The sequence below is a fragment of the Photorhabdus australis DSM 17609 genome (genome assembly GCF_000711895.1).
Taxonomy (GTDB): domain Bacteria; phylum Pseudomonadota; class Gammaproteobacteria; order Enterobacterales; family Enterobacteriaceae; genus Photorhabdus; species Photorhabdus australis.
This window is the reverse complement of record NZ_JONO01000048.1, coordinates 20,387-36,597: the sequence shown is the minus strand read 5'-3', so window position 1 is coordinate 36,597 and position 16,211 is coordinate 20,387. Positions and strand designations below refer to the sequence as shown.

15 protein-coding genes are annotated in these 16,211 nt (G+C 39.1%); 7 read left to right on the top strand and 8 right to left on the bottom strand.

All coding sequences use genetic code 11. The features are described from left to right. Positions 1 to 106: 106 nt before the first annotated feature. Positions 107 to 238, bottom strand: coding sequence for a hypothetical protein (locus BO26_RS24915; RefSeq protein ID WP_477707004.1), 132 nt, complete (start codon positions 236 to 238; stop codon positions 107 to 109). Between the two features lie 323 nt (positions 239 to 561). Between BO26_RS24915 and mdtD the strand changes: the two genes are divergently transcribed. Further along, positions 562 to 1,953, top strand: a complete 1,392-nt coding sequence (gene mdtD / locus BO26_RS14035) for a multidrug transporter subunit MdtD (RefSeq protein ID WP_036772354.1) — start codon at positions 562 to 564, stop codon at positions 1,951 to 1,953. On the opposite strand, the gene rbsR is transcribed toward mdtD, so the two are convergent. From rbsR to rbsD, 6 genes are read right to left on the bottom strand one after another with little or no spacing between them, the layout of a single operon-like run. Continuing rightward, positions 1,950 to 2,951 (bottom strand): ribose operon transcriptional repressor RbsR, encoded by a 1,002-nt coding sequence (gene rbsR, locus BO26_RS14030; RefSeq protein WP_036772351.1) that lies wholly within the window; start codon positions 2,949 to 2,951, stop codon positions 1,950 to 1,952. The genes mdtD and rbsR overlap by 4 nt on opposite strands. A gap of 2 nt (positions 2,952 to 2,953) precedes the next feature. Then, on the bottom strand, positions 2,954 to 3,883 hold the full coding sequence (gene rbsK, locus BO26_RS14025; RefSeq protein ID WP_036772348.1) for a ribokinase: 930 nt from the start codon (positions 3,881 to 3,883) through the stop codon (positions 2,954 to 2,956). A gap of 58 nt (positions 3,884 to 3,941) precedes the next feature. After that, positions 3,942 to 4,832, bottom strand: coding sequence for a ribose ABC transporter substrate-binding protein RbsB (gene rbsB / locus BO26_RS14020; RefSeq protein ID WP_036772345.1), 891 nt, complete (start codon positions 4,830 to 4,832; stop codon positions 3,942 to 3,944). 24 nt (positions 4,833 to 4,856) lie between these two features. Further along, entirely contained in the window at positions 4,857 to 5,828 is a 972-nt protein-coding gene (rbsC, locus tag BO26_RS14015; protein ID WP_036772343.1) for a ribose ABC transporter permease, read from the bottom strand. 6 nt (positions 5,829 to 5,834) lie between these two features. Further along, on the bottom strand, positions 5,835 to 7,340 hold the full coding sequence (gene rbsA / locus BO26_RS14010; RefSeq protein WP_036772342.1) for a ribose ABC transporter ATP-binding protein RbsA: 1,506 nt from the start codon (positions 7,338 to 7,340) through the stop codon (positions 5,835 to 5,837). A gap of 7 nt (positions 7,341 to 7,347) precedes the next feature. After that, on the bottom strand, positions 7,348 to 7,767 hold the full coding sequence (rbsD, locus tag BO26_RS14005) for a D-ribose pyranase (protein WP_036772341.1): 420 nt from the start codon (positions 7,765 to 7,767) through the stop codon (positions 7,348 to 7,350). Positions 7,768 to 8,045: 278 nt separating this feature from the next. Between rbsD and ravA the strand changes: the two genes are divergently transcribed. Both ravA and viaA read left to right on the top strand, forming a co-directional pair. Beyond that, a complete protein-coding gene (gene ravA / locus BO26_RS14000) occupies positions 8,046 to 9,551 on the top strand; it encodes an ATPase RavA (protein WP_036772339.1) in 1,506 nt (501 codons plus the stop codon). Positions 9,552 to 9,555: 4 nt separating this feature from the next. Continuing rightward, positions 9,556 to 11,013 (top strand): ATPase RavA stimulator ViaA, encoded by a 1,458-nt coding sequence (viaA, locus tag BO26_RS13995; RefSeq protein WP_036772338.1) that lies wholly within the window; start codon positions 9,556 to 9,558, stop codon positions 11,011 to 11,013. A gap of 5 nt (positions 11,014 to 11,018) precedes the next feature. On the opposite strand, the gene asnA is transcribed toward viaA, so the two are convergent. Beyond that, complete coding sequence (gene asnA, locus BO26_RS13990) at positions 11,019 to 12,011, bottom strand: aspartate--ammonia ligase (protein WP_036772336.1); 993 nt, start codon at positions 12,009 to 12,011, stop codon at positions 11,019 to 11,021. A gap of 166 nt (positions 12,012 to 12,177) precedes the next feature. Between asnA and asnC the strand changes: the two genes are divergently transcribed. The 4 genes from asnC (at position 12,178) to rsmG (ending at position 16,073) form a co-directional block, all read left to right on the top strand. Then, on the top strand, positions 12,178 to 12,639 hold the full coding sequence (gene asnC / locus BO26_RS13985; RefSeq protein WP_012776241.1) for a transcriptional regulator AsnC: 462 nt from the start codon (positions 12,178 to 12,180) through the stop codon (positions 12,637 to 12,639). Positions 12,640 to 12,730: 91 nt separating this feature from the next. After that, on the top strand, positions 12,731 to 13,171 hold the full coding sequence (gene mioC, locus BO26_RS13980) for an FMN-binding protein MioC (RefSeq protein WP_036772335.1): 441 nt from the start codon (positions 12,731 to 12,733) through the stop codon (positions 13,169 to 13,171). 378 nt (positions 13,172 to 13,549) lie between these two features. Beyond that, positions 13,550 to 15,439, top strand: coding sequence for a tRNA uridine-5-carboxymethylaminomethyl(34) synthesis enzyme MnmG (mnmG, locus tag BO26_RS13975; RefSeq protein ID WP_036772334.1), 1,890 nt, complete (start codon positions 13,550 to 13,552; stop codon positions 15,437 to 15,439). 13 nt (positions 15,440 to 15,452) lie between these two features. Next, complete coding sequence (gene rsmG / locus BO26_RS13970; RefSeq protein WP_036772333.1) at positions 15,453 to 16,073, top strand: 16S rRNA (guanine(527)-N(7))-methyltransferase RsmG; 621 nt, start codon at positions 15,453 to 15,455, stop codon at positions 16,071 to 16,073. Positions 16,074 to 16,211: the final 138 nt, after the last annotated feature.

Here is a 16,211-nt window from a genome sequence, read left to right as displayed (position 1 = left end):
AATCTCACCGTTAGTTCGTTATGAATTAACTGCGCTTCACTCTTCAAGACTTTAAAACGTATTTTTTTGTGATACGGTCTTGTGAGTGCCCACACAGATTGTCTGATTAATTGTTAAAGAGCGGGCCAACATAAAAATTATCATTCTCCGTCAGCCGGGCTGCGTATACTACGCTTTTCGCCCGCAGAGTCAAGCGCTTATTGCCTTTTCCCTGCCTGACCTCACCCGGTTTATCCACGTTGTGTCGGTCAGTGGTGGCGCATTATAGGGCCTTCTTCGGCGCTGGCAAGCGTTTATTTGAAAAAAACTTTCGTTCGCGGATTTTTTCAACAAACCTTATACTTTTGGAAGTTTTTTTATACAATAACTGATGTTATCGACAGTAATTATTCTCAAATTTGAAAGTAATTAGTGATAATAGTGCAATTTAAATAACAGAAAAATCTTTCTTATTTTCTTTGAGCTAAAAAAATCAGACAACAGAGAATGATATTATATAGTAATGTGTTAGATTAATATCTAATCAAATACTGGTTAGACAAAGGTAAGCAGGATTATTTAATGGTAAAAACCGCTCGTAATATGGCGGGGCTACCCTGGATTGCCGCAATAGCTTTCTTTATGCAAGCTTTAGATGCAACAATTCTCAACACAGCATTGCCCGCTATTGCTGAAAGCCTCGAACACTCCCCTCTAGCGATGCAATCTGCTGTTGTCAGTTATACTCTGACTGTTGCCCTGCTAATTCCGGTTAGTGGCTGGTTAGCAGATCGTTTCGGTACCCGCCGAATATTTATTTTTGCTGTATCCTTGTTTTCTCTAGGCTCCCTAGCCTGTGCTTTATCAGGAAATTTAGCTTTTCTGGTCGTTTCCCGAGTAATTCAAGGAATTGGTGGTGCAATGATGATGCCTGTTGCTCGTCTTGCTTTATTACGCGCATACCCACGTAGTGAACTTTTACCCGTTCTGAATTTCGTCACTATGCCGGGATTAGTAGGACCCATTCTTGGTCCTATGCTTGGTGGATTATTAGTAACTTATGCTACCTGGCACTGGATATTTATTATCAATATCCCAATCGGCTTATTGGGAATTATTTATGCTAAAAAGCATATGCCTAATTTCACAATGCCAAAACGTTCATTCGACTTTTCCGGTTTCATACTTTTCGGACTGAGTTTAATAATGGTTTCCGTCAGCTTGGATTTACTAGGAGAAAGTTCATTACCAAGTTATATACCACTCACAATGATGATTGCTGGTTTTATAATGTTATTTGGCTACTTGATGCATGCTAGAAAACACATCCAGCCATTAATCAGCCTGAACTTATTCCGCATCCGCACATTTTCTATCGGCATCATCGGTAATATTGTTACACGCTTGGGAACTGGATGTGTTCCTTTTCTGATGCCTTTAATGTTACAAGTTGGATTTAGTTATCCCGCAGTTACTGCCGGAATGATGATGGCACCAACAGCTATTGGTTCCATTATTGCCAAGTCTTTTGTTACTAATGTACTGACTCGCTTTGGTTATCGTAAGACACTGGTTAGTATAACAGTCATTATTGGCCTGATGATTTCTCAATTTTCACTGCAATCACCAGAAATATCCGTTGTTCTTTTAATTATTCCGCTATTTTTACTGGGTATGGCTGTATCCATTCAGTTTACTTCAATGAATACCATCACTCTAGCTGATCTGACCAATAATAATGCTAGCTCAGGAAATAGTTTATTAGCTGTAACTCAGCAGTTATCTATTAGTTTCGGTGTTGCAATAAGCGCAGCTATTCTCCGTTTCTATGACTCCATACCTTATGGAACAACAGTTGATCACTTTCATAACACTTTTATTACTGTAGGAATAATGACTTTACTCTCTTCTTCCACCTTCCTATTACTACATAAGGAAGATGGAGATAATCTAATTAAGAAAAAGAGCACTTAAGAACGGAAAACTGAGTTACGCTCAATTAGTGTTGGAGTTAATACTAGCAATTTAGGATCACTTTTCGGATTACCCATCCGGTAAAGCAAAGTATCAATAGCTAACTTCCCCAGTTCATCTTTCGGCTGATGAATGGTTGTCAAAGGTGGGATCATATAAGGGGCAAGATCGATATCATCATATCCAATGATGGAAATATCATTTGGTACAGAAAGCCCAGCTTGGTAAATAGCCTGATAAGCGCCAACAGCCATTGCATCATTACCGGCAAAAATAGCTTCTGGTGGTTCTGGATGCAACAACAACTTCTGCATTGATTCAAAACCACCAGCAAACTCAAAATCACTGTAAATTTCATATCCGTCAGGAATAACATAGCCAACGTTTGCCATTGCCTTTCTATATCCTTCCAATCGATGACGGGCTGGAGTTTTATCTTGTGGGCCTGCAATACAAGCTATTTTTTTAAAACCACAGCTAATAAGGTGATTAGTAGCCATTTCGCCGCCCAACAAGGAATTGTCCTGAATAATATCACCAACAATATCAAATGGAGACCAGTCCATCATAACCATTGGTAAAGGAGGATAACGACGCAAGACATCGCAGGAAGTACATTGATTTTCAGTACACATGATAAGCAATCCATCTACCCGTTTTTGCAACAGAGTTTCCATGCTGTGGTCCATCCGTTTGATATCACCTTCGGTATTACACAGAATAAGACTGTAACCACGTTCATAACAGCTTCGTTCCACCCCTCTTACAATTTCAGCATAAAAAGGGTTATTACTGGTTGTTACCAACATACCAATGGTTTTGGTTTGCTTGATTTTGAGACTTCGGGCAAGCGCAGATGGTGCATAATTCAGTTGATTAATAGCATCATTAACTTTCTTTTTTATACCATCACTGACATAACGGTTATTGTTAATAACATGAGACACAGTTGATGTAGAAACACCCGCAAAGCGAGCAACATCTTTGATTGTAGCCACTGTTAATCCTGTTCAGTTAAAAATGCTTCAATTTCATTTCGCCATGGAATAGAAGGTTGAGCTCCCTGACGGGTTACTGCTATTGCAGCAGCAGAATGAGCAAATCGTACAGCCGATAACATTACTTTTCCTTCCAATAGTGCCGTCACTAATGCGCCATTGAAAGTATCTCCTGCCGCAATAGTATCTACAGCTTTAACTTTAAATCCTGGAACAATTTTTCCTTTCTGACCTTTTTCACTCAACCATACTCCACAACTACCTAATGTGATAATTACTGTTTCAATACCTTTATCATGCAACACCTGAGCAGCCTTTTCCGCATCAGAATTATTTTTTACTGTAATTCCTGTCAGATATTCAACTTCGGTTTCATTCGGCGTAATAATGTCCACCAATGAGAGTAACTGATCAGATAATTTTTGTGCCGGCGCCGGATTTAGTATGACTTTTGTATTATTCTGTCTAGCTGTCTCTGCCGCAAGTTGTACAGTTTCCAATGGTGATTCAAGTTGTATTAATAATGCATCCGCTTCTTTGACAATATTTTGGTAACGATGAAAATATGTTGGTGTTAACGCAGCATTAGCGCCTGCATTAATGCAAATAACATTTTCACCTTGTTGATTAACAAGAATCAGTGCGACACCCGTTGTTTCTCCTTCAATAGCTTCAATGCTAGAGGTGTTAATATTATCCATTGCCAATTGCTGGCAAATACGGGAACCAATATCATCCTGACCTACACAAGCAATAAATGTAATGTCAGCGCCACTGCGACTTGCTGCTACCGCTTGGTTAGCACCTTTACCACCAAAAGCAATCTGATATTGTTTCCCGATCACCGTTTCACCCGGACGAGGGAATGATTCAAGATTTAATATATGGTCAGCATTGATGCTGCCAACCACCGCAAGTTTTGCCGTACCCATTCTTCATCCTTTTCCATCATGCCGCCACCATGAATAGCAACGGCACAGTCACATTGGCTTATTTTTTAATAACTAACTCCAACTCTACAGGAATGATGGCATCAACTTTTTCACCTTTCAGCACCTTATCGGCTGTCTGAATACCAATGATACCAATCTGATCAGGACGCTGAGCGATTGTTGCTCCTAGCTTTCCACCTTGAACAGCTTTGATACCATCTTCAGTACCATCAAAACCAACAACTAATACATCGTTCTTCCCCGTTGTCTGCAAAGCACGCAGAGCACCCAACGCCATTTCATCATTTTGAGCAAACACAGCTTGCACATGTGGATAAACCATTAATAAATTCTGCATAACATTCAAACCTTTGGTACGGTCAAAATCAGCAGGCTGACTAATCAGCACATTAAATTTATGCTCTTGTGCCACTTTATTAAATCCTTCACCGCGCTCGCGAGCAGCAGATGTACCAGTAATACCTTCCAACTGAATAACTTGTGCCCCATTTCCTAGTTTTTCAGCAATAAAATCACCTGCTATTTTACTTCCCCGCCGGTTATCAGAAGCAATATGGCTAACAACTCTGCCTTTATTCGCCATCCGATCGAGAGTAACTACCGGAATTTTCGCATTGTTAGCCATAATAATGGCATTACCTACAGCATCAGAGTCAGTTGGATTAATTAACATCAATTTAATACCACGTACTGTCAGATCCTGAACGTTGGCCAATTCTTTCGCAGGATTATCCTGAGAATCCAGGACAATCAAGTTATAGCCCAACTTATTTGCTTCTTTTTGAGCGCTGTCTTTCATAGTGACAAAGAATGGATTATTCAGTGTAGAAATGACCAATGCGATAGCGTCTTTTGCCAATGTATTTGCGCTCATAGTTACACTTAATGCAACAGCAGATAAGATTGCTGCCAGTTTCTTCATTTTCATTGTGTTATTTCCTGTAGGATAAGGTTATTTACCACTTTTGTTATCAATCAGAACTGCCAACAATATTACAACTGCTTTAACTATCATCTGGTAGTTAGAAGAAATACCTAATAAGTTTAAGCCATTATTTAAAAAACCGAGAATTAACGCACCAATTAGAGTACCAACAATTAACCCTTTACCACCTGACAGACGGGTTCCTCCCAATACTACGGCAGCAATTGCATCCAATTCATACCCATTCCCTGCCATTGGCTGGGCGGAGGAAAGACGAGCGACCTCAATAATACTTGCCAGCGCGGTCAGCAAGCCACATAAGGAATAAACGATAATCTTGATTTTATCGACGCTGATACCGGATAAACGAGTAGCTGATTCATTACCGCCTAAAGCGTAAATATAACGACCCAAGCGGGTATGGTGCAGGATATACCAAGCAATAACAAAAACTATCAACATCAACCATATTGGAGTAGGAATACCTAATGGACGACCAATACCAAACCAGCTAAACAGCTCCGCATTATTACTGAATCCTGTATTTATCGGGCTGCTATCAGTATAGACACGAGTTATTCCACGAAGTAATAGCATCATGACCAGAGTAGCGATGAAGGCTTGTATTTTACCTTTAGCAATAATTATTCCTGTACCAGCTCCGATCGCAGCGCCTAAAGTTAAAGCACCGATTATCGCCACCAATGCATTAACATCCATATTAACCAGAGAAGCTGCTACTGCGCCTGTCAACGCAAGCACTGAACCAACAGATAGATCAATACCCGACGTCAGAATGACCAATGTCATCCCAACAGCCATAATGGCGTTAACTGATGTCTGTTGAAGAATATTGAATAAATTATCTAAAGTGAAAAAATTCGGACTAAGAGAGGAAACTACTATTATTAGCACTAACAACGCAATCAGCGATTTTTGCTCCAGCAACCATTCTTTAGTAAACCAACGTTTATATGTCAGTGATGCATTAGAATTCATACTGAATTACTCCTGAACCACATCGTGATGTTTACCAACAGCTGCCGCCATTAAAGCTTTTTGAGTTGCTTGCTCAGCAAAGAATTCTGCGCTGATATGTCCTTCATACATGACCAAAATTCTGTCACTCATTCCTATCACTTCCGGCATTTCAGAAGAAACCAAGATGATACTCAGACCTTCTTTTTTAAACTGATTGATCAGCTGATAAATTTCTTTTTTCGCACCAACATCTATACCTCGAGTGGGCTCATCTAAGATAAGAACTTTTGGCCTGGTCATTAATCCACGAGCAATTGCCACTTTTTGCTGATTACCACCAGAAAGCAGATTAATAGTCTGTTCCATTGACGGTGTTTTTATATTAAATAGTTTAATAAAGTCATTAACTGCCTGTTGCTCTTCTTTATGATTCAAGCTACCTGACTTATTACTGAAATAACGTAAGGCAGTCAGAGACATATTCTCTTTAACTGACATACCCAAAACTAAGCCATCACGTTTCCGATCTTCTGAAATATAAACAATTCCATAAGCTAACGCATCCTGAGGATTACGAGTTATAACGGGATTCCCATCCAAAGTGATCTGCCCCTGTGTTTTTGGCAATGCACCATAAATAATTCTCATTAATTCCGTTCGGCCAGCTCCCATCAGCCCCGATATACCCAGAATTTCTCCGCGATAAAGGGAAAAACTGACATTCCTTACACCGGGGCCAGAAATTTTCTCAATTTCAAGCCGTTTCTTACCACAAGGTAAATTCAGACGGGGATATTGATCTTCCAATTTTCGACCAACCATCATTTCAATTAAGTTGTCTTCTTTTAATTCTTTTACCTGTTTTTCACCAATAAATTGCCCATCACGGAGTATCGTAACGTCATCACATATTTCAAAAATATCTTTCAGACGATGGGATATATAAACAATACCGCATCCTTGGTATTTCAGTTCACGTATCACTCTGAACATCGATTTAGTTTCTGTATCAGTCAGTGCATCTGTTGGCTCATCCATAATAATGACTTTGGATTCAAAACTCAGTACCTTGGCTATTTCAACCATTTGCTGTTCACCGATAGAAAGTTCAGTTACCCGCTGGTGACTGCTATAACTCAGATTCAACTTTCTCAAAAGGCGATCCGCTTCCTGATACATCTTCTTCCAGTCTATGGTACCGAACTTATTAACAAATTCGCGTCCCAAAAAAATATTTTCAGCAATAGTCAATTGAGGAATAAGATTTAATTCTTGATGAATAATTCCGATACCCGCTTCCTGAGAAGATTTAGGGCTAGAAAAAGTCACATCTTTGCCCAAATAACGAATCATACCTGTATCTCTGGTATATATTCCAGTTAACACTTTCATCATCGTGGATTTACCTGCACCATTCTCTCCGACCAATGCCATAACTTTGCCCGGGTAAACTCGTAACGCCGCATCAGATAATGCTTTGACACCAGGAAAGGATTTACCGATTCCTTTTAGTTCTAGTACAGGTTGCATAACCACCTCAGAAAGTTACACCAGCACAAAGTATGATATTCGCATAAGGAGAATTCTCCCCTGTACGAATCATCGCTCGGCTATGTTCCGTTTTCTCTTTCAACGTATTATGACTTATATATTCTATTGTGATTGAATTCCCTTGCTGTTTCTCAAGTTCTTTAATCTGAGCCAATATTAATTGATGAATCAAAGGATTATGACTAATTATCTCCTTTGCTAAAAATGCGGCTTCAACCTGCATTTCATGAGTAACGACTTTGAGAACAGATATAAAGCAGGGAATACCCTGGGTTAGCGCTAAATCAATCCGCTGGGCTGAAGAAGGAATTGGTAATCCAGCATCACCAATTGTAATCTGGTCAGTATGCCCCAGCCGAGAAATTACGGCTGAAATTTCAGAATTCAGTAATACACCTTTTTTCATTTTTCATTCCATTAGCGAAACGTTTCGCTAATTAAGTAATATAGAAAGTAACATTTTAAATGCAACATTGTTGACACAAAAATGTGATCGTTATCGAAACGTTTCGCTAATAAAAAAACAAAAAATAAACGTTAACCTATTGAATATTTGACGCTGAATCGATTTTTAAGGTAAATATTATTTTCATCGATAAAATGATGACTAAAACCTATGAATAAGACTTATTTCACATATAACTAATAATTTATTTAACCCAGTAGATAACATTGGTATGAATTATGCAGAAAAAAATAGTAGAAAAAATAGCTTGTTTAAGTAACTACCTGGAAAGTGGTCTGTATGAAAGACAACAGGCGATTCGTTTATGTTTGCTAGCCGCACTGTGTGGGGAAAGTGTTTTTCTACTTGGCCCTCCAGGAATCGCCAAAAGTCTGATAGCCCGCCGACTGAAATTTGCATTTCATAATGCCAGAGCGTTTGAATATCTGATGACTCGCTTCTCCACTCCTGAAGAAATTTTCGGACCTCTTTCTATCCAAGCGTTGAAAGAAGAAGGACGTTATCAACGCTTAACCACAGGCTATTTACCTGAAACTGAAATTGTTTTTCTTGATGAAATATGGAAAGCAGGCCCAGCAATTCTCAATACCTTGCTGACTGCAATTAATGAAAGAAAATTCAGAAATGGAGATACTGAAGAAAAAATCCCAATGAGGCTACTAGTAACAGCCTCCAATGAATTACCTGAAGCAGATAGCAGCCTTGAAGCTCTTTATGACCGAATGCTAATCCGTATTTGGTTGGATAAAATTCAGGAAAAACATAACTTTAGAGAATTACTCACTAACCATAAAAACGAAATTGATAATCCAGTCCCTGCAAATATTCAGATAACAAGTGAAGAATTTCATCAATGGCAAAATGAGATTAATAAAATAGCCTTGCCAGACAGTTGTTTTGATATTATCTACCAACTACGTCAACAACTTGATGTAACAGAACACTCACCTTACGTTTCAGATCGACGCTGGAAGAAAGCAATTCATTTATTGCAAGCCAGTGCTTTCTTCAATGGTAGAAAAGAAATATCACCTCTCGATTTAATATTACTAAAAGATTGTTTATGGCATGATCTCCACTCTTTCAAACTGTTACCTCAATATCTAAATACTCTAATAACCGAACAAGCATATCAGCAAAGAGTCTTATCTCAGCAAATCGATTCACTTTATCACCAATGGATTCAAGTCCGCCAGGATAAAAACAATCAACAGGCATTCCAGCTAGGAAAAAAAATTCACCTATTTGGGCACAAAACGCAATATTCGCTACCCGATCATATCAATGAAGAGAAATTAACCTTATTCCTACACATACCTCTTTATATCCATGATATTCAAGTTAATTTTATTGAAATAGAAAAAAATATTCTGAACATCTGGATAAACAAAGGTGGAAAACTACCAGCTCGCTTGAACAATATTGGTTTTCCCCAAAACATAACAGCTGAAATTAATTCAGCACACCAGATAGAAATTTTCGATATTAGCCGTCGCTCATCTACTTTATATTTACTAGATAGTCAACACCAACAAAATGAAAAAAGCAGTGAGTGGCTAGAGAGATTGGAAAAAATTAATCAAAACATTCACCACCAACGCCAATTATTTGACCAACATAAACCATGTTTGTTTATTGAAAATCATTGGCTTAATGCGATAGAACAAAGCTTTATCCAACTGACAGATAAGCTCAATCAGCTGAAAATAAAAATGGGCAATTAATTAAATGATTAGCTTAACAACTCTTGATCTTTTATTGTCAGTAAATGAGGGGGAGCTGATAGAGGAAATCATACTAACCCTCTTAGCTTCACCTCAGCTGGCTGTCTTTTTTGAAAAATATCCTCGCTTGAGACGTGCACTGTTAAAAGACATTCCCGACTGGAAAAAAGATTTACAACAAAGGATTAAAGAAGCATTAATTCCTGCAACTCTGGCAGAAGAATTTCAGTTATATCAACAATTACTACCTGCCAGCACAGATAATTTTTATCTTAAACTTCCCGATATTCTGGAAACACTGAGCCGAATTGAATCACCTTTTTATGCAGAAGCCCAGAAACTGGTAACTCATGCTATTGATCATTCAAATACATTGCAAATATTGTTTATTCAACGATGGCGACTCAATTTGATACTGCAAACCACAAACTTCCACAAGGAATTATTGGAACAAGAAAAAGAGCAATTATTGGCGGAACTGCAACAAAGGATGATACTAAGCGGCAATCTCGACCCTATTCTCAGTGAAAATGACAGAGCAGCAGGGCGGTTATGGGATATGAGTAAAAGTCAGATAAATCATTCCCGAAATGATACACAGTTATTGATTCACTATAGTGAGTTTCTTCGTCAACAACCTGAACTGGAAAAACTGGCTCAATTACTTGGACGCAGTCAATCAGCAAAATCAAAACTACAGGAAAACCATCTTCTCGAACCATCTACCACAATTGAGCGAACACCAAATACCATTCCTGAACAAGTGAATGGTATAGGACAAAGTGATGATATTTTACGTTTGTTACCAACGGAACTAGCAATATTGGGAATTGAAGATTTGGAATATGAATTTTATCGTAGATTGATAGAAAAGCGTTTACTTACCTATAAATTACAAGGAGATAGCTGGAAACAGAAAACAACATTACGACCAGTCACCCATTACAGCCAAGAAGAAAAACCGCGAGGACCATTTATTATCTGTGTAGATACTTCCGGATCTATGGGAGGATTTAATGAAAAATGTGCCAAAGCCTTTTGTCTCGCATTGTTACGCATAGCACTGGCTGATAATCGTAACTGTCATATCATATTATTTGCTACAGAAATTGTGCACTATGAACTATCTTCATCAGATGGCTTGGAACAAGCTATTCGTTTTCTTAGTCAGACTTTCAAAGGGGGTACAGATTTAGCTTTTTGCCTAACAAGCACAATAAAAAAAATGAAAGAGCAACATTGGAAAGATGCTGATGCTGTTGTTATTTCAGATTTCATTGCCCAACGTTTGCCGGACTCACTAATCCATCAGATAAAAAATCTGCAACAGCATCAGCAACACCGCTTCCATGCGGTCTCCATGTCCCAATATGGTAAGCCCGGAATTATGCGGATATTCGATCATATCTGGCGCTTTGATACCGGACTCAAAAGCCGTTTATTGCGAAAGTGGCGTCACTGAGTAAATCAGAGCATGTCTTCTACAGTTTCGCGTACTTCAGGCGACCATATGCTGCATTGAACTTGACCAATATGCTTCATTTGCAGCAGTAACATCACCAAGCGGGATTGACCAATCCCCCCACCAATTGACTGTGGCATATCACCTTTAAGTAACGCCTGGTGCCAATCATATTGCAAGCGATCTTCATCACCAGTCAATGACAATTGGCGCTCCAATGTTTCTGCATCAACACGGATACCCATGGAAGAAATTTCAAAAGCATCCTCCAAAACAGGGTTCCAAACAATGATGTCACCGTTCAAACCAACAAAACCATCACTGTTTGGTGTTGTCCAATCATCGTAATCTGGTGCACGAACATCATGAGATTGTCCATCAGATAATTTTGCACCGATACCAATAAGGAAAACAGCACCCAATTCTTTAGCAATAGCGCGTTCACGTCCTTTTGTATCTAGCTCCGGATAACGGCTCAAAAGCGCTTCACTGTGAACAAAGTGAATTTGATCTGGCAGGAACGGTGCCAGACCAAACTCTTTGCTGACAGCTTTTTCTGTTTCTTTTATCGCTTCGTAGATTTTACCTACCGTCTGTTTAAGATAAGCAAGCGAACGTTGCCCATCTCCCATCACTTTTTCCCAATCCCATTGATCAACATAAACAGAGTGGATTGGTGTTAAGCGATCTTCATCCGGACGTAATGCTTTCATGTGGGTGTAAAGCCCTTGCTCTGGCTGAAAATCAAAACGTCCCAATGTCTTACGTTTCCATTTAGCCAGTGAATGCACAACTTCGAAAGTTGAGTCCGGTAAAGTCTTCACTTTTACCTGAACAGCTTTTTCATGGCCAGACAAGTTATCTTGGATGCCATCACCCAAACAGCTCAACATTGGCCCTTGTACTTCAATTAGACCCAGCTTGCTTTCCAGTAGGCGGGAAAAGAAGGATTTCACGAAACTGATTTGTTGCTGCTTCTCAATAAATGACTTTTTCATAATATTATTCTCAAATTCTTTAGATGACCCTGATGTCCTGTTGGAAACATTAAGCAATAAAATGAGGGATAAATTCAATATACTTTAATAAAAATAGTCTTTATTGTTTATATAATTCATTTTTTAAGATTTAAAAATGATGATTCAACAAAAAATGAGGTTAGAAATGTCAGAAATTTATCAGATCGATAATTTGGACCGTGACATACTTCACGCTTTAATGGACAACGCACGTACACCTTATGCAGAACTCGCAAAGAAATTTGCTGTCAGCCCAGGAACAATTCACGTTCGCGTAGAAAAAATGAAGCAGGCGGGGATCATCACCGGTACCAGAGTAGATATCAGTCCTAAACAACTTGGTTATGACGTTTGTTGCTTTATTGGCATTATTCTTAAGAGCGCTAAAGATTACCCATCAGCGTTGAAAAAACTGGGCAACCTCAATGAAGTAGTTGAGGTTTATTACACAACAGGTCACTACAGCATTTTTATTAAGGTTATGTGCCGCTCAATTGAATCTCTTCAAGATGTACTTATCAACAAGATACAGACTATTGATGAAATCCAATCAACAGAAACCCTGATCTCCTTACAAAACCCGATCATGCGGACAATAAAGCCATAATATAAAATTTGTTATAACCACATTATCCACAGGTAGATCCCAACAGATTCACAGAGTACAATAGCTGTTCTTGAAATTTGTTGGGATCACTATGTCCACAATTACTTTAATCAGCGGCAGTACCATGGGTAGCGCTGAATACGTAGCTGAACATATGGCTGAAATTCTGGAAGATGCAGGTTTTTCCACTGAAATACTGCATGGCCCCTCTTTAGATAAGCTTCCTCAAGAAGGAATTTGGTTGGTAGTAACATCTACACATGGTGCAGGGGAGTTACCAGAAAACATACAACCACTAGCAGAAGAAATTTCTGAACAAAAACCTGATCTCAGCAAAGTAACATATGGTGCTGTTGGCCTTGGTAGTTCTGAATACGATACTTTCTGTGGAGCAATAAGATCGCTTGATCAACTATTGATGGAAAATGGAGCCAAACGTCTCGGTGATCGCCTGGAAATTGACATCCAACAGCATGAGATCCCCGAAGATCCCGCAGAAGAATGGGTTAAAACTTGGTCAATCTCACTCTGATCTGAATAAAAAACAAGCTATCAGTTGTGGATAACTCATATAAAAAGTCGGGGTTAACCCGTAGTTATCCATAGTATAACTATCTAACCATGATCGCACTGTGAATAACTCCCAATTTAGATCCCAGTTTATACCCACTGGGATCACGGATCATCCACAACAAATGATCCTTTATAATATTATGATCTTTATCAGGAAAAATAACTTATCCACAAAAGATCATGATCCTAATAAAAGATCTAATAAAGAGATCTTTAAATAAAAAGATCTTCTTTTAATTACCGGCGATCTCACCCACTTGGTCTATCGCCTAAACTTGAGTAGAATTCCCTTCCCTTAATGCACACTTGGCATTCTTACAACAAAAGGTTCATCACCATGTTTTATCCAGAGCAATTTGACGTGATTATTATCGGTGGTGGTCATGCCGGTACTGAAGCTGCGATGGCATCTGCCCGAATGGGCCGTCAAACCTTATTACTGACTCACAATATTGATACTTTGGGCCAAATGTCATGTAACCCAGCCATCGGTGGAATCGGTAAAGGACATCTGGTTAAAGAAATTGATGCACTTGGTGGTCTAATGGCTAAGGCAACTGATCAAGCAGGTATTCAATTTAGAACCTTAAATGCCAGTAAAGGACCTGCTGTTCGTGCAACACGTGCCCAAGCTGATAGGGTCCTTTATCGTCAAGCTATACGAACAGCATTAGAAAACCAGCCTAACCTAATGATATTCCAACAACCTGTAGAGGATCTAATTGTTGAAAACGACACAGTCATCGGTGCAGTAACCCGTATGGGGCTAAAATTCAAGGCTAGAGCTGTTGTTTTGACTGTAGGTACATTCCTAGACGGTAAGATCCATATCGGCCTAGAGAACTATAGCGGAGGAAGGGCCGGTGATCCCCCTGCAATTTCATTATCACAACGCTTACGCGAACTACCTTTACGTGTAAACAGATTAAAAACAGGCACACCACCACGTATTGATGCTAGAACTATTGATTTTAGCCAACTAACCCAACAATTAGGTGATACTCCAACGCCAATATTCTCTTTCCTTGGAAATGTGGGTCAACATCCACAACAGATGCCATGTTATATCACCCACACCAATGAAAAAACGCATGATGTGATCCGAAACAACTTGGATCGCAGCCCCATGTATGCAGGGATCATTGAAGGGATCGGCCCACGCTACTGCCCCTCGATCGAAGATAAAGTCATGCGCTTTGCAGATCGCAACGCTCATCAAATTTTCCTTGAACCGGAAGGATTAACTAGCAACGAAATTTACCCAAATGGTATTTCTACCAGTTTACCATTTGATGTACAGATGCAAATTGTTCACTCCATGAAAGGGATGGAAAATGCTCGTATCGTTCGACCAGGTTATGCAATAGAATACGATTTTTTTGATCCAAGAGATCTAAAACAAACACTGGAAAGTAAATTTATACACGGTTTATTCTTTGCAGGGCAAATCAATGGTACGACGGGTTACGAAGAAGCTGCGGCTCAAGGTCTTCTGGCTGGTCTTAATGCAGCACGCTATGCTACAGAACGAGAAGGATGGTTCCCTCGCCGTGATCAAGCTTATATTGGTGTTCTAGTTGATGATTTGTGTACTTTAGGTACTAAAGAACCATACCGTATGTTTACTTCTCGAGCTGAGTATCGCCTGATGTTACGTGAAGATAATGCAGACCTTCGCTTAACAGAAAAAGGCCGCGAATTAGGATTAGTAGATGATTCTCGCTGGGAATATTATTGCCGTAAAGTGGAAATGATTGAACAAGAACGTCAACGTCTACGTAATATTTGGATTCATCCTCATTCGAATAATCTTGGTGATATCAATGACATACTAAAAACGCCATTATCGAAAGAAGCCAATGGTGAAGATTTATTGCGCCGTCCCGAAATGAATTATAAAATTTTGACTTCATTGCCTCTGTTTTCGCCGGGCCTTAAAGAGCCACAAACAGCTGATCAAGTTGAAATTCAAGTCAAATACGAAGGGTATATTGCCCGCCAGCAGGAAGAGATTGAAAAACAATTGCGTAATGAAAATACATCATTACCGATTGATCTCGATTATTGCCAAATCAGCGGTCTCTCTAACGAAGTTGTTGCTAAACTCAATGATCACAAACCAAGCTCAATTGGTCAGGCTTCGCGTATTTCAGGAATAACACCTGCTGCAATTTCTATTTTGCTTGTATGGCTGAAAAAACAAGGATTACTGCGTCGCAGTGCCTGAGAGGATCTTTATTATGTTTAACAAACTGGAATTGTTGTTGGCTAAAGCAGAAATAAAACTTTCACAGCAGCAGAAACAACAGCTTATAGCCTATGTTGATATGCTCAATAAGTGGAATAAAGCTTATAACCTCACATCTGTTCGTGATCCAGAACAAATGTTGATTCGTCATATCATGGATAGCATTATTGTCAGTCCTTATCTGCAAGGTGATCGCTTTATCGATGTAGGAACTGGCCCTGGGTTACCGGGGATTCCGTTAGCTATTGTTTCCCCAGATTCTCATTTCACATTGCTAGACAGTTTAGGTAAAAGAGTCAGATTTTTGCGCCAAGTTCAGCATGAACTTGATTTAGCAAATATCGAGCCTGTGCAAAGTAGAGTTGAAATATACACTTCTGAGCCACCTTTTGATGGTGTTATAAGTCGAGCTTTTGCTTCACTACAAGATATGGTCTCTTGGTGCAGTCATTTACTTAAGTCTACTCATGGGCGTTTCTATGCACTTAAAGGTGTACTTCCTGAAGAGGAATTTACTATGTTACCTTCCGGAATTTCTGTTGATTCAGTTATTCAGCTAGATGTTCCTGAATTGGAAGGGCAACGCCATCTTGTTATCCTTAAGTCAAACTAATTTTGTTATTTGTCAATAAAGTTATAAATAATTAGTGATGTTGAGCACAATTATGCTGTAGTCAACATCACTAATTATGATTTGTCTCGTTTCAGCTTTAATTTACCGAGTTATTACATAAAAATAACACTATCTTGA